This is a genomic window from Pseudoxanthomonas sp. SL93, assembly GCF_026625825.1.
Lineage (GTDB): Bacteria > Pseudomonadota > Gammaproteobacteria > Xanthomonadales > Xanthomonadaceae > Pseudoxanthomonas_A.
This window is the reverse complement of record NZ_CP113065.1, coordinates 1168546-1186540: the sequence shown is the minus strand read 5'-3', so window position 1 is coordinate 1186540 and position 17995 is coordinate 1168546. Positions and strand designations below refer to the sequence as shown.

19 protein-coding genes and 1 pseudogene are annotated in these 17995 nt (G+C 67.1%); 10 read left to right on the top strand and 10 right to left on the bottom strand.

The window, feature by feature from the left end:
• Positions 1–9: 9 nt before the first annotated feature.
• Positions 10–1191 carry a BaiN/RdsA family NAD(P)/FAD-dependent oxidoreductase gene (locus OVA13_RS05485; protein WP_267792785.1) on the bottom strand — a complete coding sequence of 394 codons (1182 nt, stop codon included), beginning with the start codon at positions 1189–1191 and terminating at the stop codon, positions 10–12.
• A gap of 4 nt (positions 1192–1195) precedes the next feature.
• Positions 1196–1753: a YaeQ family protein gene (locus tag OVA13_RS05480; protein WP_267792784.1), complete on the bottom strand. Its 558-nt coding sequence runs from the start codon at positions 1751–1753 to the stop codon at positions 1196–1198.
• 352 nt (positions 1754–2105) lie between these two features.
• Here OVA13_RS05480 and OVA13_RS05475 point away from each other — a divergent pair, with 352 nt between their 5' ends.
• Complete coding sequence (locus OVA13_RS05475; RefSeq protein WP_267792783.1) at positions 2106–2315, top strand: cold-shock protein; 210 nt, start codon at positions 2106–2108, stop codon at positions 2313–2315.
• Positions 2316–2390: 75 nt separating this feature from the next.
• Here OVA13_RS05475 and dbpA read toward each other — a convergent pair whose 3' ends face one another.
• The 4 genes and pseudogenes from dbpA to OVA13_RS05455 form a co-directional block, all read right to left on the bottom strand.
• Positions 2391–3767 carry an ATP-dependent RNA helicase DbpA gene (gene dbpA, locus OVA13_RS05470; protein WP_267792782.1) on the bottom strand — a complete coding sequence of 459 codons (1377 nt, stop codon included), beginning with the start codon at positions 3765–3767 and terminating at the stop codon, positions 2391–2393.
• A gap of 53 nt (positions 3768–3820) precedes the next feature.
• Positions 3821–4255: a barstar family protein gene (locus OVA13_RS05465; protein WP_267792781.1), complete on the bottom strand. Its 435-nt coding sequence runs from the start codon at positions 4253–4255 to the stop codon at positions 3821–3823.
• A pseudogene (locus tag OVA13_RS18005) lies at positions 4252–4545 on the bottom strand (ribonuclease domain-containing protein); the annotation flags it as partial. The gene OVA13_RS05465 and the pseudogene OVA13_RS18005, both read right to left, overlap by 4 nt.
• A 262-nt stretch (positions 4546–4807) precedes the next feature.
• Entirely contained in the window at positions 4808–5812 is a 1005-nt protein-coding gene (locus tag OVA13_RS05455) for an MliC family protein (RefSeq protein ID WP_267792780.1), read from the bottom strand.
• 140 nt (positions 5813–5952) lie between these two features.
• Here OVA13_RS05455 and OVA13_RS05450 point away from each other — a divergent pair, with 140 nt between their 5' ends.
• The 3 genes from OVA13_RS05450 to OVA13_RS05440 all read left to right on the top strand — a co-directional run bounded on the left by OVA13_RS05450 (position 5953) and on the right by OVA13_RS05440 (position 8438).
• Positions 5953–6555, top strand: a complete 603-nt coding sequence (locus OVA13_RS05450; RefSeq protein WP_267792779.1) for a YdeI/OmpD-associated family protein — start codon at positions 5953–5955, stop codon at positions 6553–6555.
• A 189-nt stretch (positions 6556–6744) separates the two neighbouring features.
• Entirely contained in the window at positions 6745–7629 is an 885-nt protein-coding gene (locus OVA13_RS05445) for a ZIP family metal transporter (RefSeq protein WP_267792778.1), read from the top strand.
• A 56-nt stretch (positions 7630–7685) separates the two neighbouring features.
• Positions 7686–8438, top strand: coding sequence for a glutathione S-transferase family protein (locus OVA13_RS05440; protein WP_267792777.1), 753 nt, complete (start codon positions 7686–7688; stop codon positions 8436–8438).
• Positions 8439–8479: 41 nt separating this feature from the next.
• Here the strand turns inward: OVA13_RS05440 and OVA13_RS05435 are convergent, their stop codons facing one another.
• Complete coding sequence (locus OVA13_RS05435; protein WP_267792776.1) at positions 8480–10231, bottom strand: M14 family metallopeptidase; 1752 nt, start codon at positions 10229–10231, stop codon at positions 8480–8482.
• Positions 10232–10384: 153 nt separating this feature from the next.
• Here OVA13_RS05435 and OVA13_RS05430 point away from each other — a divergent pair, with 153 nt between their 5' ends.
• The 3 genes from OVA13_RS05430 to OVA13_RS05420 all read left to right on the top strand — a co-directional run bounded on the left by OVA13_RS05430 (position 10385) and on the right by OVA13_RS05420 (position 13491).
• Positions 10385–12001, top strand: coding sequence for a POT-type proton-dependent oligopeptide transporter (locus tag OVA13_RS05430; RefSeq protein ID WP_267792775.1), 1617 nt, complete (start codon positions 10385–10387; stop codon positions 11999–12001).
• Between the two features lie 9 nt (positions 12002–12010).
• Positions 12011–12625 carry a rhomboid family intramembrane serine protease gene (locus OVA13_RS05425; protein ID WP_267792774.1) on the top strand — a complete coding sequence of 205 codons (615 nt, stop codon included), beginning with the start codon at positions 12011–12013 and terminating at the stop codon, positions 12623–12625.
• 80 nt (positions 12626–12705) lie between these two features.
• Entirely contained in the window at positions 12706–13491 is a 786-nt protein-coding gene (locus OVA13_RS05420; RefSeq protein ID WP_267792773.1) for a histone H1-like repetitive region-containing protein, read from the top strand.
• 162 nt (positions 13492–13653) lie between these two features.
• Here the strand turns inward: OVA13_RS05420 and OVA13_RS05415 are convergent, their stop codons facing one another.
• Entirely contained in the window at positions 13654–13857 is a 204-nt protein-coding gene (locus OVA13_RS05415) for a hypothetical protein (protein ID WP_267792772.1), read from the bottom strand.
• 200 nt (positions 13858–14057) lie between these two features.
• On the opposite strand from OVA13_RS05415, the gene OVA13_RS05410 reads away from it, so the two are divergent.
• From OVA13_RS05410 to cfa, 3 genes are all read left to right on the top strand, one after another.
• A complete protein-coding gene (locus OVA13_RS05410) occupies positions 14058–14348 on the top strand; it encodes a GNAT family N-acetyltransferase (RefSeq protein WP_267792771.1) in 291 nt (96 codons plus the stop codon).
• A 114-nt stretch (positions 14349–14462) separates the two neighbouring features.
• Entirely contained in the window at positions 14463–15272 is an 810-nt protein-coding gene (locus OVA13_RS05405; protein WP_267793454.1) for a DUF3298 and DUF4163 domain-containing protein, read from the top strand.
• Between the two features lie 4 nt (positions 15273–15276).
• Positions 15277–16395, top strand: coding sequence for a cyclopropane fatty acyl phospholipid synthase (cfa, locus tag OVA13_RS05400; protein ID WP_267792770.1), 1119 nt, complete (start codon positions 15277–15279; stop codon positions 16393–16395).
• A gap of 72 nt (positions 16396–16467) precedes the next feature.
• Here the strand turns inward: cfa and pilH are convergent, their stop codons facing one another.
• Positions 16468–16860 carry a twitching motility response regulator PilH gene (gene pilH / locus OVA13_RS05395; protein ID WP_055942820.1) on the bottom strand — a complete coding sequence of 131 codons (393 nt, stop codon included), beginning with the start codon at positions 16858–16860 and terminating at the stop codon, positions 16468–16470.
• Between the two features lie 104 nt (positions 16861–16964).
• Positions 16965–17960, bottom strand: a complete 996-nt coding sequence (locus OVA13_RS05390; RefSeq protein ID WP_267792769.1) for a YhdH/YhfP family quinone oxidoreductase — start codon at positions 17958–17960, stop codon at positions 16965–16967.
• Positions 17961–17995 lie beyond the last annotated feature (35 nt).

The window sequence follows — 17995 nt, the reverse complement described above, 5'->3', positions numbered from 1 at the left end:
CGCAGTGCGTCAGACCGCCAGCCCGGCTGCGTGGCCCGAGGCCCAGGCCCACTGGAAGTTGTAGCCCCCCAACCAGCCGGTGACATCCAGCACCTCGCCGACGAAGAACAGCCCGGGCAGCTTCGTCGACATCATCGTGCTGCTGGAAACACCGTCGGTGTCCACGCCGCCCAGCGTGACCTCTGCCGTGCGGTAACCCTCGGTGCCGCTGGCGACCAGCGGCCAGCGCGCCAGCACGTCCGCGGCTTCGCGCAGCTGCGGCTCGTTGTACTGCTTCATCGGCCGGTTCGGCAGCCAGACCTCGCACAGGCGCTGGGCGAACCGGCGCGGCAGCGCTTCCGACAGCACCGTCTTGAGTTCCGCCTCCGGGCGCTGCTTCTGCTGGTCCTTCAGCCACGCCAGCGCGTCCTGCCCGGGCAGCAGGTCCAGGCGCAGGTCGTCGCCCGGTTGCCAGTAGGAGGAGATCTGCAGGATGGCGGGGCCACTGACGCCGCGATGGGTCAACAGCATGAAGTTGCGGAACGACTGGCGGCCACAGCGGGCTTCCACCGGCAGCGCGACGCCGCTGAGGTCCTGCAGGCGCTCCTGGTGCTTGCCGCTCAGTGTCAGTGGCACCAGCCCGGCGCGGGTAGGCAGCACGTCATGGCCGAACCGGCGCGCAAGTTCATAACCGAAGCCGGTCGCCCCCATGCTGGGGATCGACAGCCCGCCGGTGGCCACCACCAGCGACGGTGCGGCGAACACGCCATGCCGGGTGTGCAGGCGGAAACCGTCGTCGCCGTGGTGTACCCGCTCGACGCTGCAATCGGTTTCGATGCGGACGCCGGCAGCGGTGCACTCGTCCACCAGCATCTTCACGATCAGCTTGGACGAGACGTCGCAGAACAGCTGTCCGAGTTCCTTCTCGTGCCAGGCGATGCGGTGCCGGTCCACCATTCCGATGAAATCCGCCGGCGTGTAGCGCGCCAGCGCGGACTTGCAGAAGTGCGGGTTGGCCGACAGGAAATTGGCCGGCGTGGTGCCCGTATTGGTGAAGTTGCAGCGTCCGCCACCGGACATCAGGATCTTCTTGCCCACCTTGTTGGCGTGTTCCACCACCATCACGCGCCGCCCGCGTTGGCCGGCCGTCAGGGCGCACATCAGGCCGGCGGCGCCGCCGCCGACGACCAGTACGTCGTGGGTATGCGCCATCGGGTCAGGCGGCCCGCGCGAGACCCGCCTGGCGGATGGTGGGGATGACGCTGACATTGCGGTCATCGGTCATCCACTGCATCTCGCCGTCCTGGATCATCACGTGGAAACGCATGCCGCGCTGCATCAGCGCGGTCAGTGCCTCGACTGCATCCGGCGCGATGTCCAGCACGGTCAGGTTCTGGTGGCGGGACAGGGTGCTGGCGTTCTTTTCCCACCAGAGGTCGGCCGCACGGCCGCCGTAGTTGACCACCACCACCTCGCGTGCGCGTCCGCAGGCCTTGCGGATGCGGGACTCGTCCGGCTGCCCCAGGTCGATCCACTGCTCGATCAGGCCGGTGTAGTCCTTGCGCCACAGGTCGGGCTCTTCCTCGTTGCTCAGCCCCTTGCCGAACTCCAGGCGGTCGTCGGCATGCAGGGCGAACGCCAGCAGCCTCACCATCAGTCGTTCGTCGGTCTCGGAAGGGTGCTGCGCCAGGGTCAGGCCATGGGCGCCGTAGTAATGGCGGTCCATGTCGGTGATCTGCAGTTCGGCTTTGATGACGGTGGCTTTGAGGGCCATGGACGGGGAGGGCCAGGGGGGAATGGGGCGTCATCATACGGGCTGGCCGGCGCCAGCTCCGGTTTCAGGGCGTCCGGCGGCCCAGCGGGGCCCGAAAGGTCGGTCAAAGCCCTTGATCTGGCTGGATTTGGCCCCGGTCAGCGGGCATTGTGCAAAAAAATTCGCTTTTGCCTGAAAAGCCGGGTAGAGTGCCGTCACTGTGCTTGCCAGGGTCACCGTGAATCGTGAGCCTGATGCGGTAGATACATCTGCTACATCTTCCCGCTTTACCAACGCCTGCAACTCAGTCTCGGTCCGGAATAGTCCGGTGCCGCGATTTTTTCTTCAAACCTAGTTCCAGGAGTTAGTAAAGATGTCTGACCGTCAGACCGGTACCGTCAAGTGGTTCAACGATGCCAAGGGCTTCGGCTTCATCACCCCGCAGAGCGGCCCTGACCTGTTCGTGCATTTCCGCGCGATCCAGGGCAACGGCTTCAAGACCCTGAAGGAAGGCCAGAGCGTTACGTTCGTGGCTGTCCAGGGCCAGAAGGGTATGCAGGCCGACCAGGTGCAGCCGCTGTAATCCAGCGCTGAACTTCGAGTTCGCCAGAACGCCGGTGCGCAAGCGCCGGCGTTTTTTATTGTCTCCGCAAAAGCATCAGAGCTTGCGGACGCGGAAGCTGCGGCCCTTGATCTTGCCGGCATTGAGCCGTGACAGGGCGGCCGCGGCCTTGTCGTTCTTCACCGCGACATAGGTGCGGGTGGCGAAGACGTTGATCTTGCCGATGGCCGCGGCCGGAAGGCCGGCGTCGCCGGTCAGCGCGCCCAGCACATCGCCGGGACGCAGCTTGTCCGTCTTGCCCGCGTCGATGCGCAGGGTGGTCATGGAGGCAGGCGGCGCAGCATGTGCCCGGGGCGCGGCCGGGATGCTGCGATCCCACACCAGCGGCGCGCCGATGCGTTCTTCGATCACCGTGGCCCGCGGCAGTTCGCGTGGCGTGCACAGGCTGATGGCCAGGCCCTCGCGCCCGGCACGCCCGGTGCGTCCGATGCGGTGCACGTAGGTATCGGCGTCGCTGGGCATGTCGTAGTTGACGACCAGCGCCAGGTCCTCGATGTCCAGACCACGTGCCGCCACGTCGCTGGCGACCAGCACGTTGCAGCTGCGGTTGGTGAAACGCACCAGCACCTCGTCGCGGTCGCGCTGCTCCATGTCGCCGTGCAGGGCAAGCGCGGAGAACCCGAAGTGCTGCAGCGAGCCGGCCACTTCGTCCACGTCCTTGCGCATGTTGCAGAAGACCACGCACGAATCCACGCCGCGCTGGGCCAGCAGGCCGGCCAACGCGGTCTGCTTGCGTTCGGGGTCCACGCGCACGAAACGCTGCTCGATGACCGCCTGTTCCTGCGGTGCGTCGACGTTGACCTCCAGCGGGTCGCGCAGGGTGTTGCGGGCGATCTCGCGGATGGCGTCGGTGAACGTGGCGGAGAACAGCAGGCTCTGCCGTTCCCGCGGCGTCCTGCCGATGATCTCGCGGATGGGTTCCTCGAAACCCATGTCGAGCATGCGGTCGGCTTCGTCCAGCACCAGCGTGCGCACGCCGGCCAGGTGCAGGGCCTTCTTGCGCAGCAGTTCCTGGATGCGGCCCGGCGTGCCGACCACCACATGGGGGTCGTGTGCTTCCAGCGAGCGCAGCTGCGGTTCCAGCGGCATGCCACCGCACAGCGTCAGTACCTTCAGGTTCGGAATGCCGAGTGCCAGCTTGCGCAGCTGCTGGGCGACCTGGTCGGCCAGTTCACGGGTGGGGCACAGCACCAGGGCCTGCGTGCGTCCGGTGCCCACGTCGAGGCGGTGCAGCAGGCCCAGGCCAAACGCGGCGGTCTTGCCGCTGCCGGTGGGCGCCTGCGCGATGACGTCGCGACCGGCGAGGATGGCGGGCAGGCTCTGCGCCTGGATCGGGGTCGGGCGGGTGTAGCCGAGCGCGTCGACGCCCTGCTGCAGGCCGGGGCCCAGCGGGAGGTGGGTGAAATCAAGCATGCGCCATTCTCGCAGATCGACGCCGCCCCCGCCGGCTCCACGTGTGCTCGCCCTTACTGCAGGTCTGGGAAATCTTCCTCGGGCAGCGCGATGAAGGCCCAGAAAGGCGTGTCATCCGATGCCCACGCCTGCGAAGCCTCGTCCAGGATGTCGAGCAGGGTGTCGAAATCGGCTTCGTTGCGCTCGCGCAGATCGTGCGCCTGTTCGAACAGCAGCACGTAGCCGGGCGCTGGCAGCCATTCAAGGTCGCGCAGGCTGTCGGACAACGCATCCCAGTTGCGGCCGGAGCTGTCGGGGAAATCCAGGATCGTCGCCATGCGCAGCAGCAGGGCCGACTTGCCGTCGCACCCGGAAAGGTCGATGCGCCGGGCCAGCAGGCCGGCATCGCGGCTGGCCGCGGCCAGCGCATCGAGATCTTCGTCGGTGACGAAAAATACGCCAGCATGGCTGGCGTCGGTCAGGCCGGGGTCGAAACCGGATTCACTCATGGCGTGGGGGTTCCCGATGGGCCGGTTTCGAAGCGGCGGAAGCTTTCGTAGTGGTCGTCGGTGTAGTAGTACTCGCGCGGCGGTTGCCCGCCGGTGACGATGCGGCGGGCGCCGCGATGGTCCAGCCCCGGCGTGTCCACCGTGTACTCGCGATAGTAGCCATTGGGTTGGCGGGGCAGGTGGCCTTCGCGGTTGCCGAACACCGAACCATCCTGGCGATGCGGGAACGGGCCACCGTGCTGGATCAGCTTCAAGGTATGGCGGGCTTCGGCCGGCAGGAAGGCCGGCAACGGATCCTGCGCCGCGGTGGCGGCATTCGCCGGTTCGGTCGGGCGAGTCTGCTCGACGGGCGGCAAGGGCAGCACTTCATTCACACGTGCTGGATCACCCGTGTCTTCCTGCGTTTCGGCGACGGGGGCGGCCGATGGCGTCGCGTCGCGTTGCGACCACCACCAGGCGCCGGCGCCGATCAGGGCAAGCACCACCAGGGCGAAGAGGGGGAGGCGCAGGCTGGACTGGCGGCGGGCGCGGGAACGTCGGCTCATGTCGGAATCATTCGCTCAGGAAGCGGCCACAGCCGCGGTAGGTCTTGTCGCCCACGGTCAGCACGGCGGTGGCGGGGTAGGTGGCATCACTCATGCCGTCACTGCAGGCCTCGCGCCGCGTGGCCAGCGTGATCGAAAGCTTGTCGCTGGTGGTGCCGGTGAAGCCTTCCGGGGTCGCCTGCATGCGTTCGACATGCAGCTTGCGTTCGCCGTAGTCGAGTTCGGCGTGCAGCGACGGCGCTTCGCCCGTGCCCACTTCGACCAGCCAGCCGGGCTCGGTGCCGATGGCACGGAAACCGATGCCACGCGCCTTGGCCGCCTCCCAGGGCGAACCGGATTCGGTCTGCGTGCACTGGACCTGCGGTTTGCCGGCCAGGGTCAGGGTGGCGTCGCGGCCCTTGTTCCACAGCTCGTTGCCGGCCTGGTCGGCATAGCGGGCACCGGAGCCGGATTGGGCCTGTGGCAAGGTCAATGCCGTGCCGTCGATGTCGATCACCACCGTGCCGACCGCGTTGTCGAAACGGGCGCTGATGCGCTGGTCGCCGCACTGCCAGTAGGTCGGGGAGGCGGCATCGGCCGGCGTGCCGGTGCGGACCATCCGGAACTCCACCGGCTGCGCCGAGCCCGGCGTGACCGGCACCCGCGTGTCGGTCACGAACCACAGCTTGCCCTGTGCATCGCGCAGTCCCGCATGCAGGCCATACTGGCCGTTCCCGCGCAGCTTGGCCGCATCGTAGGGCAGCACGAAGGCAAAGGGCGGGCCGTCGGGATCCTTGAACTCGGCCGTGGCAATGACCGCCGCAGGCGTGTCCGCCAGCTGGTTGTCGATCAACTGCACGGTAAGCGTCGCGCCAGGCAGCGGCGCCATCCGTTCCAGGTAGGTCGCGCTGCCGCGGATGGCGGTGGATGCCGCTGGCGGGACGGCAGCAGCCGATTCGCCGTCGCCAGGTGTGTCCGGCTGGCAGGCCGCCAGTGCCAGCAGGCAGCCGAGGGTCAGCAAGGGGCGGGTCATGTCCTTCTCCCGGTAGTGTCACGGCCAGCATAGCCGCGCCTGTCGTAATGGATCGTCAACACGTGCAGGGAGAAGTACGGCGTGACCCGCGACGCCCGGCCAGGCGTAGAGTGCGGGCAACGACAGTGTGGAGACCCTGCATGCCCAAGACCGATCCCCGCGTCGATGACTACATTGCCCGCGCCGCACCGTTCGCGCAGCCCATCCTCGCGCGCCTGCGTGCGTGGGTGCACGAGGCCTGCCCGTCGGTGGAGGAGACACTGAAATGGGGCATGCCGTCGTTCCAGTATGGGGGCGGCATCCTGTGCCAGATGGCGGCGTTCAAGCAGCATGCGTCGTTCGGTTTCTGGAAGCATGCCGAGGTGATGGGCACGCAGGCGCGTGACGGGATGGGCAGCCTGGGCAGGCTGGCCCTGTTGAAGGACCTGCCGCCCAAGCGCGCATTGATCGCACAGGTGCGCACGGCGATGGCCTTGAATGAAGCAGGGGCGAAAACACCACGCACCGGCAAGGTCGGAACACCTCGCCCGCGGGCGGAGCTGCCCGACGATCTCGGGGCGGCATTGAAGCGCACGCCCGCGGCCTTGGCGGCATATCAGGCATTCAGCCCCAGCCAGCAGCGCGAGTACGCGGAATGGATCACCGACGCCAAGCGTGCCGAGACGCGCGCCAGGAGAATCGAGCAGGCCGTGGCATGGATGGCGGAAGGCAAGCCGCGGCACTGGAAGTACCAGAAGCGTTGAGGCCTGCCGAGCAGAGCGGTACGGACGCCATGTCCTTGCATTGCCGCCTTGAATCGGCCTGATTCAGCTTTGCGATTGGTCCGCCCGAAGGCGGCGGCGTAGTATCCGGACGAAGCCGTCCCGTTCCGGATGGCGCAGTCCCTTGGATTCGCGCAAGCCCGCTGCCACCCACGACGGGAGCACCTTCGCATGAACCGTGTCCTGCAACCGCTGGCCTATACGCAGACCACTGCCGCCTGGCCGTACCTGGCGGTGGTGACGGCGGTCGTCATGGCCAGTGCCTGGGTGGTGATGCAATCCCCTGTCGAAGGGCTTTCGCCCGGCATGGGAACGGCGTTGCGTGGCGGCGCGCTGTGCGCGCTGGCGACCGCGGTGGGTGCCTTGCCCGTCCTGGTGGTGCGTTCGATTCCGCAACGGCTCTCCGATGGCCTGCTCGGTTTCGGTGGCGGCGTGATGCTGGCGGCCACCGCGTTCTCGCTGGTGCTGCCCGGCCTGGAGGCGGCCGGGCGCGCCGGTTACTCCGCGTGGGGCGCGGCGGGGCTGGTCAGTGCGGGCGTGATGCTGGGAGCGGCGGGCTTGCTGGTCCTGGACCGCTCGCTGGTCGACGATCCGCTGGACGCGCAGCGCCAATTGGTACCTACGCGCGTCGTGCTGTTCGTGCTGGCCATCCTGCTCCACAACGTGCCCGAAGGGATGGCCGTCGGCGTGGCCGCCGGGGGCGGGCTGCGCGGCGCCGAAGGCCTGGCGATGGGCATCGCGCTGCAGGATGTTCCGGAAGGCCTGGTGGTGGCGTTGATCCTGGCCGGTGCGGGCATGTCCCGCGCGAAAGCAGTCTGCATCGCCGCCCTGTCCGGGGTCGTGGAGCCGCTGGCGGCGATCCTCAGTGCGTGGGCCGTGGGGATTTCGTCGTTGCTGTTGCCGTGGGGGCTGGCGTTCGCCGCCGGCGCCATGTTGATCGCAGTGGCGCACAGCGTGATCCCCGAATCCAACCGCCATGGCCACGGTGCCACGGCCTCGCTGGGGCTGGCGATCGGCTTCTGCCTGATGATGGCGCTCGACACCGCCCTGGGTTGACCCGCGCGGTTGCCGCCCGCACGCTGCCGCTTCACCCGGCGCACCGCAGGCATGGCATGAGCGAACCCCTGGTCATCATCGGCAACTACATCTCGCCCTACGTACGCAAGGTGCTGGTGTGCCTGGAGCTGAAAGGCATCGACTACCGCATCGACCCGATCGCGCCGTTCGTGGGCGACGAGGAATTCAGCCGGCTCAGCCCGCTGCGCCGCGTGCCGGTGCTGAGGGACGGCGACTTCGTGCTGAACGACTCCACGGTGATCTGCGAGTACCTGCAGGACCGCTTTCCGCAGCCGTCGCTGTATCCCGCCGATCCGGTGATGCGCGCGAAGGCGCGCTGGCTGGAGGAGTACGCCGACTCGTACTTGGGCGACGTGATCATCTGGCGCATGTTCTTCCAGCAGGGCGTGCGCAGGTTCCTGTTCAACGAGGGCAGCAACGACGAGGTGGTGCGCAAGGCGCGCGAGGAGGAACTTCCGGTGGCGCTGGACTACCTCGAGTCGCTGGTGCCCGTCGAAGGCTGGCTCTTCGGCGATCTGTCCATCGCCGACATCAGCATCGCCAGCTTCTTCCGCAACGCGGCGTTCGTGCGCTATCAGATCGACGACGCGCGTTGGCCGAAGACAGCGGCATTCGTCTCGCGCGTGCTGCAGTTGGCAGCTTTCCAGAAGCTGGCCGAGTACGAGAACCGCACGATCCGCACGCCGTTGGCGCAGCAGCGCGAGGTCCTGGCGGACATGGGTGCCCCGCTGACCGAAACCAGCTGTGGCAACGCCGCACCGCGCTATGGCGTGATGCGGCTGGGGTGACGACCTTCGCTTGTCGCGCCTGCAACAGCGCTACCCGCAGATCAAGGCGCGGTGTCGAGACGCAACACCGGGTAAAGCTGGTAGCGCTCGTCCCATGACGGATGCCGGCGATGGAAGAACTCCAGCCGGGCGCCCGGGTCGCCGGCGAACGCCTTGTCTTCCTTCAACCGTTGCTCGAATGCGGCCTTGACCGCCGGATCACGCAGCATGTCGCGGGCGACGGCTTCGGCCACGTAGTCCTCCATGTACTCCTTGCGCTCGAAGGCATTGTTGAATTCGCCCCAGGCAAGCAGTGAATCCGGCGCCAGCGGCTCCAGCAGCGCCATCACCAGCCGCGACCGGGCCTGCGCGATGGGGACGAACAGCGAGCCCACCGGCGCGCTGCGCGTTTCCTTCTTCCATTCGCCTTCCACGGTCAGGCGCTGGTGGCTTTCAACGGACGTCGTCGCGAAACTGCTCTTTCCGGCACGGAAGGCATCCGCCTGGCCCTGCCATGGCTTGCCGAGGATGCGGTAGTCGATGCCATGCAGCTTGAGCCGTTCGGCTACCCACGCCGCATGGGCGGCGGGTACCAGGTAGCCGCCGCGGGGCGCGTTGACCACCAGCGCAGGCCGGATGTCGTCTTTCAACGGCACCTTCCAGACCTGCGGCGTGGTCTCGTCATAGCGCGTCATCAGTGCGCCGGACACCTCGGATTTCGTGCGTGTGTAGGCGTAGCCGCGGAAGTCCACGGTGCGTGCCGTGGGCGCGGCCGCGTACGTCAACGGTTCGGGTTGGCCGGCAATCCGTGCCGCCGACACGTCCGCCTGCCGCGCGGCGGCCAACCAGTCCTTGCCCTGCGCCGCGACCTGTTCCAGCACCGATACCACGGTGTTGCGGGTGATCCCGACCCGCACCGGGTACTCCTTCCACGAGTGCGTTTCCACCAGCATCGCGATGCGGTTGCGCAGCAGGAAATAGCCATGCGAGAAGCGCGGCGGCGGCACGCCATCCTCGAAGCCGGAAGTCGGGTCGTCACTGACGACGAACGACGGGTAGTAGGGCAGGGGCAGTGATCCCTGCCGTGCCAGGGCATCGATCACCGACGTGCGCAGCGCCAGCCCGGCATTGCGCAGGCCGGCATCACCGCCGTGGACAGGTTCGACCTGGATGGAGATGTCGTGCTCGAACTGCGCGCCGTTGGTGGCGTGCAGGTCCACCGTGACCAGCGGGTCCCAGCGTTGGACGAGCTGCAGCATCGCCCGCATCTCGGGTGCGTCGGCCTTCACGTAGTCGCGGTTGAGGTTGAAATTCTGTGCGGTGGTGCGCCAGCCCATTTCCTTCGGGCCGCGCTGGTTGGGTCGGTTCCAGGCGGCGAAGCGCTCGTGGCCGTCCACGTTGAACACCGGCACGAACACCCATACCAGCTTGTCCAGCGCACCGGCCGCGGCCTTGCCTTCCAGCACCTCGCGCAGCGCCAGGAAACCCGCGTCCTTGCCATCGATCTCGCCGGCATGGATGCCACCCTGCACCAGCACCACCGGCAGGCCGCGGCGCTGCGCCAGGTCCGGCGTCAGCGCACCGCTGGTGGACACCACCAGCGCCTTCATCGGGCGGCCTTCCGGCGTGGTGCCGAAGGTGGTGCAGCGCACGGCCTTGGGATACTGCCGCGCGAACGCCTCGCACAGCGCAGGCACTTCGTCGTAACGGCCGGTCTCGATGAAGCCGGAGCGTTCGGACACCGTGGTCAGCGGCGCCTGGGCATGGGCCAGCGGGGCGAAGGCAATCAGCAGGGCGCACAGCGGTCGCAGCATCGGCATGTCCTGAACAGGGGCAAGGTGCGCATGATGCCCCGGCATCGCGGTCAGGCCCAGCCCTTGGCGCGCGCGCGGCTGTGCATGAACCGGCGGTTCGACCCTGCCGGGGCGGATACGGTACCCTTCGACAACTTTGTACCGGAAGTTCGGATGAGCACGACAGCAGACGCCGCAAGCCAGGGCCGCATGCCCCGCCAGATCCCCTACATCATCGGCAACGAGGCGTGCGAACGGTTCAGTTTCTACGGGATGCGCAACATCCTGGTGCCGTTCCTGATCAGCTCGGTGCTGCTGGCCTACCTGCCGGACCAGGCATCGAGGGAGGGCGCTGCCAAGGACCTGTTCCACAGCTTCGTCATCGGTGTCTACTTCTTCCCGCTGCTCGGCGGCTGGCTGTCGGACCGCTACTTCGGCAAGTACAACACCGTCCTGTGGTTCTCGCTGATCTACTGCGCCGGCCATGCGTGCCTGGCATTGTTCGAAAGCAACGCCACCGGTTTCTATACCGGCCTGTTCCTCATCGCACTCGGCTCGGGCGGCATCAAGCCACTGGTGGTGACGTTCTGCGGTGACCAGTTCGACCAGACCAACAAGAGCAAGGCCAAGGTCGTCTTCGACGCGTTCTACTGGATCATCAACTTCGGTTCGTTCTTCGCCTCGCTGCTGATGCCGCTGGTACTGCGCAGCTGGGGCCCGGCGTGGGCGTTCGGCATCCCCGGCATCCTGATGTTCATCGCCACGGTGATCTTCTGGGCCGGGCGCAAGCAGTACGTCAACGTGCCGCCGTCGCGCGGGACCGACCCGGATTCGTTCCTCAACATCGTGCGCAGCGCATTGCTGGGCAAGGGCGTGGGCGCCGGCACGGTGGTTGCGGCCGTCGGCATTGTCGGCGCTGCAGTGATGCTGGTGCTGTGGGCGCTGAAGTTCGCCGGGGTCGCCTTGTGGCCGGAAGCCTGGGGCTTCGTCATCACCGCCTGCCTGGCATTGGGCGCGGTGATCGCGGGCATCGGTTTCGGCACGTCGCTGCAGCTGGAGCGCGCACGTGGCGCGCACCCGGATGCCGCCATCGAAGGCGTGCGTTCGGTGCTGCGCATCCTGATCGTCTTCGCGCTGGTCACGCCGTTCTGGTCGCTGTTCGACCAGAAAGCATCCACCTGGGTCATCCAGGGCAAGGCGATGGTGATCCCGCACGACCTGTGGTGGTGGCCCAGCTGGCTGGTGAAGGACGCCACCCAGATGCAGGCGCTGAATCCGCTGATGGTCATGCTGCTGATCCCGTTCAACAACCTGGTGCTGTACCCGGCGCTGCGCCGCATGGGCTTCAACGTCACGGCGTTGCGCCGGATGGGCTGGGGCATCGCGATCTCGGCCCTGTCGTGGATCGTCGCCGGCATGCTTCAGTTGCAGATGGACGACGGTGAGCAGGTGTCGCTGGCGTGGCAGACGCTGCCGTACCTGCTGCTGACCTTCGGCGAGGTGCTGGTATCCGCGACGGCGCTGGAGTTCGCCTACAGCCAGGCGCCGATGGCGATGAAGGGCGTGATCATGGCGTTCTGGTACCTGACCAGCACGTTCGGCGGGCTGTGGGTGCTGCTGACCAATGCCAGCGTGCGCGACCCGGCGGTGATCGGCTGGATCCAGTCGCAGGGCTGGACGGAGAACGCCTTCCTGATGTTCTTCTTCGCCGGGTTCGCGTTCGTGGCGGCGCTGGCCTTCGCCCTGTATGCACGCATCTATCCGATGCAGGACAACTACCGCGTAGCCTGAGGACGCCTGATGTCGTCACCGTTCACCTACCTGCTGATCGCCGTCACCTGCGTGGTGACGTTCGTGGCGTTCCGCAAACCGTCGCTGGCCGGCCGCCTGATCCTGTGGCCGCCGGCGATCGACCGCCACCGCCAGTACGACCGGCTGGTGACCTACGGCTTCATCCATGCCGACTTCTGGCACCTGCTGTTCAACATGGTCACGCTGTTCTTCTTCGGCCAGCAGATCGAAGCCTGGATGGCCGAGCAGAAAGGCCCGTGGGTATTCCCGCTGTTCTATTTCTCGGCGCTGGTGGTGTCGATCCTGCCGACCTACCTGAAGCACCAGAAGGACCCCAACTACCGCAGCCTGGGGGCGTCCGGTGCGGTATCCGCCGTGCTGTTCGCCTTCATCATGCTGGCGCCGTGGGCGCGGATCGGCGTGTTCTTCGTACCGATGCCGGCCATCGTGTTCGCGGTGCTCTACATCGCCTACAGCATCTGGATGGACCATCGTGGTGGCGACAACATCAACCACGGTGCGCATCTGGCGGGTGCGGCATACGGGGTGTTGTTCCTGGTGGCGATGGACACGCGCGTGATCAATCACTTCCTGACCCAGTTGGCGAATCCGTCCTTCGGTTAAGCGCGCATTGCGCCTGCGCTCACCTGGCCTGAAGGTGACGCGTGCTATCCCGATGCCACGTCCAACCCGTGGAGCAAGGCATGGCACAGGCCAAGACAAGCAGGACCGGCACGAAGGCAACGGCGAAGAAGGCTGCAGGCAAGAAGGCGGCGGCACGTACTTCGTCCGCCAAGCGTGTGGCGAAGAAGGCACCGGCGCGCAAGACAACCGCGAAGAAGGCAGCGCCTGCCGCACGCAAACCCGCCAGCAAGTCCGCCGCGCGGAAATCCCCTGGCAGCAAGTCCGCAACGAAGAAGACCGTGGCGAAGAAGGCCACCGCGACGAAGCAGGTAGCCAAGAAGGCGGTCGCCAAGAAGCGTGTCGTCGAAAAGGTGGCGGCCAAAAAGACGGTAGCCAGGAACGCTCCCGCAAGGAAGATCGCTTCAGAGAAAGTTGCCACGAAGGCCGTGCCCAAGCCTGTCCGTAAAACGGCCGCCCCGACTCCGCGGGCCAGGAAAACAGCCGGCGGGGGTACCGCCGAAAAGGCGTTGAAACAGGGCGCCGCTGCTCCCGCCCCGCGTGCGAACGCGCCGGCGAAGCCGCCACGCAAGCGCAAGGCACCGAGCCCCATCACGCCGGAACAGGCGCTGGAACAGGCACGCATGCTGCTTGAGCAGAAGCAGGAACACGATCGCCAGCCAGCGCCGTGGCAGCAGCTCGACCACGAGGGTCAGCCCACGTCGCAGGCCTCGGGCTTCGTGTCGGCGGAGGCGGCGGTGCGCGCCAATGAGCTGCATGCGGCCGAAAGCCGCCTGAAGGCGATCCAGGGCAGTTCCGGCACGCAGGATCGTCGCAACCAGGGCAAGCGCGACCACCGCGGCGAGTAGGTCCCGACACGGAACATGGAGTGATCGGTGTGAAGTGGAGCGGCCCGCGCGGCGCGGTGGCAGGCGAGGGACGGGACTCCGGCGCGGCAGTCACGTCCGAAGACGGACCCCTGCGCCGCGCCGGAGCACCCGGTGGCGACTAGCGATGAGTGAGGTGAAGCGTCAATCCATCAGGCTGTGCACGGCGTGCACGCCATTGCTCTCGTTGCTCGAATACGTGGACATCAGTCGCTCGTACACGGCGTTGTTGAGGCGCTCGAATTCCCAGTCCTGCGTGTGACCGGTGACGGTCAGCTGGTACAGGCCTTCCAGCAGGGTGAAATCACTCGCGTTGGAGACGTCGGGCAGTTGGTCGATCAGGCTCATGGCGAAACTCCGGAGGCTGCGGTCTATGGGCGGGTAGACGCAGCATTCGTGCCAACTTTTTATTTGAGAGATCCGTCACATTGATGGAGGGGGCGACCCCCTTCACAAGGATGAATGTGACGCGCAGCGTCCAGTATTGCCGCAAGGTTTTGATGGGCAGTGGGTCACAATGGCCATGAGCCCCCCACCACGGACCTGCCATGACCTCGGAAGCCCCCGCTTTGGACATCCATCACGACCCCGCCGCGCTGCGCTTTTCCACCACGGTGGACGGGCACGAGGCGGAATTGCTGTATTCGCTCCGCGGCCAGCAGATGGTGATCGACCATACCGGCGTGCCGCAGGCCATCGGCGGGCGGGGCGTGGCCGCCGCCCTGGTCCGCGCTGCGTTTGACCATGCACGGGGACAGGGATGGCGCGTGGTGCCCGCATGTTCGTATTCGGCCGCCTACGTGCAGCGCCACCCCGAGTACGCCGATCTGGTCGCGTAGTACCGGCTGCAGCGCTGGAGCGCTGCTGCGGCGCGGCATAGAATCTGCACCCTCACACGCGGAAGGAGCCCGAACGTGACGCTACATTCCACCCATTCCCCGCTGTTCCGGGGCCTGCTTTGCGCGGCGCTGCTGGTGTCGGCCGTGGCCGGCTGCAAGCGCGAGGAGCCGGCAAGCACTCCTGCGGCCAGTGGCGCTCCCGCCGCCACCACCCCGACGGATGTTCCTGCCGTCGCACCGACCGCGCTGAAGGATGTCATCGAGACCACCGACCGCTACGTCATCGGCATCAGCTATCCGCCATCGGCCAACCAGTACCCCGGCCTGGCGAAGGCGCTCGGCGACTATTCCGCGGCCGCGCGCGCCGAACTGATGGAAGCGGTCGAGGCTTTCGGCAACGACAAGCCGACGGCACCGTACGAGCTTTCGCTGACGTTCGAACAGGTCGTCAACACGCCGCAGATCGTGGCCATCGCCGCGGATGGCAGCCGCTATACCGGCGGGGCACACGGCCAGCCGCTGATCGCGCGTTTCGTCTGGCTGCCCGAGCAGCAGAAGCGGCTGACCGCCGCCGCCCTGGTGCCGGGGGAGGCCGGCTGGAAGGCCATCAGCGACTACGCGCGCGAACAGCTGCACACCGCGGTGGTCCTGCGCGTGGACGAGGACGAACTTCCTCCGGCCGACCGTGCGGAGCTGATCAAGAGTTCCGCGCGCATGATCGACGACGGCACCGAACCGGAAGCCACCAACTTCTCCGAGTTCGTGCCGGTACTGGATACGGCAGGCAGGATCACCGCGCTGCGCTTCGTCTTCCCGCCTTACCAGGTGGGCCCTTATGCCGACGGCACCCAGACCGTCGACGTGCCCGCCGCCGTGTTGTTGCCGCACGTCGCGCCGGAGTACGCGGGATTGTTCGCCCGCTGACGCCATGCCACACGGCCGCTTCGAACGCAGGATCGCCGGCCTGCTGGCCGAAGCGGACGTGCGGATCGGCGGCGACCGTCCCTGGGACATCCACGTCCATGATCCACGCTTCGCGGCCCGGGCGCTGGCACGGGGTTCGCTGGGAATGGGCGAAAGCTACATGGACGGCGAGTGGGACGCGGCCGCCCTCGACGGTACGTTGTCCCGCATTCTCGAGGCCCGGCTGGACCAGCGCGTACACCGGGCAGGGGAAATCTTCGACGCCCTGCGCGCGCGCCTGCTGAACCTGCAGTCGCCGCGACGCAGCGGTGAAGTCGGCCGCCGTCACTACGACCTGGGCAACGATCTCTATCACGCCATGCTGGGCCGGCGCCTCGTCTACAGCTGCGCCTACTGGCGAGAAGCCTCCAACCTGGATGACGCACAGGAAGCCAAGCTCGACCTGGTGTGCCGCAAGCTGCAATTGCGTCCCGGCATGCGCGTGCTGGACATCGGCTGTGGCTGGGGCGAAGCGCTGAAGTTCGCGGTGGAACGCCATGGCGTGAGCGGGGTGGGCGTGACCATCTCGCAACAGCAGGCGGACTACGCCCGCGACCTGTGCGCCGGATTGCCCATCGAGATCCGCCTGCAGGATTACCGCGAGCTGGACGAGCCTTTCGATGCCGTGTTCTCGCTGGGCATGTTCGAACATGTCGGCGTCAAGAACTACACCGCCTACTTCGACGTGGTCCGCCGCTGCCTGCCACCGCAGGGCCTGTTCCTGCTGCACACCATCGGCACCAACCACTCCGTGCACCGCACCGATCCGTGGATCGCGCGCTACATCTTTCCCAATTCGATGCTGCCGTCGGCCGCGCAGATCGCGCAGGCCGTGGAGGGCAGGTTCGTGGTCGAGGACTGGCACAACTTCGGTGCGGACTACGACCGCACGCTGCAGGCGTGGCGCGACAAAGTGGAAGCGGCGTGGCCAGCGCTGGGCGCGCGCTATGGCGAGCGCTTCAGACGCATGTGGCGGTTCTACCTGGCGGGATCGATGGCCACGTTCCGTACGCGGCGCTCGCAACTCTGGCAACTGGTGCTGTCGCCGCAGGGGGTTCGGGGCGGCTACCTCGCGCCGCGCTGAGGATGCCTGGCCCGCAACGCAAAAGAGCAGGCGATGAGCCTGCTCTTTCGTCACCCGCACCGCGTCAACACGTCACGCCGATGGCGCGGACGGCAGCTCGCGTGCGTTGAAGATGCGCTCGATGACTTCGGCCAGTTCGTCTTCCGAGAACGGCTTGGTCAGGTAGGCCTTTGCGCCCTGGCGCAGGCCCCACATGCGGTCGGTGTCCTGGTCCTTGGTGGTGACCAGGATGACCGGGATGTGCTTGGTGGTGGCCTCGCGGCTCAGCGTCCGGGTGGCCTGGAACCCGTTGAGGTTGGGCATCACCACATCCATCAGCACCATGTCGGGCAGCTCGCGCTTGGCGACTTCCACGCCGGCAGCGCCATCTTCCGCGGTGATGGACTCGTGCCCGAGTTTTTCGACGATACGCTGGATGCCCAGCAGCTGCGACGGTGAATCGTCGACGATCAGAATCTTTGCCATGGAGTTCCCCAAGTTGTCCCCGCCGTCGATTGTAGTGGGAGATTGCGTCAACAGAAATGGGCCCGGGCGCCCAGTTCGCGCGCCTGTCGCGCGCCCGCTGCCGTTCATCCCATTCGCACGACCGTACGCCCGAACGACTGTCCGGCCAGCATGGTCCGGAACACCTCCGGCAGCCCGTCCAGGGTGGTTTCGCGGGTGCAGATGGTGTCCAGGTGGGCCGGCTTCCAGTCGCTGGCCAGGTGTTGCCAGACGGCATCGCGGATGTCCCGGGCTGTACCGGCCGAGGCGACGCCCAGCAGCGATACGCCCCGGATGATGAAGGGCATCACCGTGGTCGGCAGGTCGTGGCTGGCGGCCAGGCCCGCGGTGGCGACGTTGCCGTAAGGCGTGGTCTGCGCCAGCAGGCTGGCCAGCATCGGGCCGCCGACGTTGTCCAGGCCGCCACCGAAATGCGCCGTCTCCATGGGGCGGGTGGTCGACAGGGCGTCCCGGCCGAGCACCCGGTTGGCCCCGATGGCGGTCAGGTAGGCGGCGTGCTCCGGCTTGCCGCTGATGGCATGCACCTCGAACCCGGCACGGCTGAAGATATCCACGGCCAGCGACCCCACGCCGCCGGTGGCACCGGTGACCGCCAACGGCCCGAGCCCGGGCGTCTGGCGGTTGTCGAGCATGCGGTACAGCGCAAGCGCGGCGGTGAAGCCGGCGGTACCCAGGATCATGCTCTCGCGCAGGGACAGGCCGCCGGGCAGGGGAATGACCCATTCGGCCTGCAGGCGCGCGTATTCGGCATAACCGCCGTCGCGCGTCTCACTCAGCCCGCAGCCGGTGACCAGTACGGCATCGCCTTCCCGGAAGCCCGGGTCGGTGGAAGCGACCACGTGGCCCGCCACGTCGATGCCGCCCACCAGCGGGAAGCGCCGCAGGATCTTGCCCTCGCCGGTACCGGCCAGCGCGTCCTTGTAGTTGACCGACGAGTACGCGGTCTTGATGACCACCTCGCCGGGATTCAGGTCGTCCAGCGAGAGCGACTCGATGCCGCTGCGGTATCCGCTGGCGTCGTTGTGGATGCGGAAGGCGCTGAAAAAATCAGGGAGGGTCATGATTTGCTCGTCATCCCGGCGAAGGCCGGGACCCA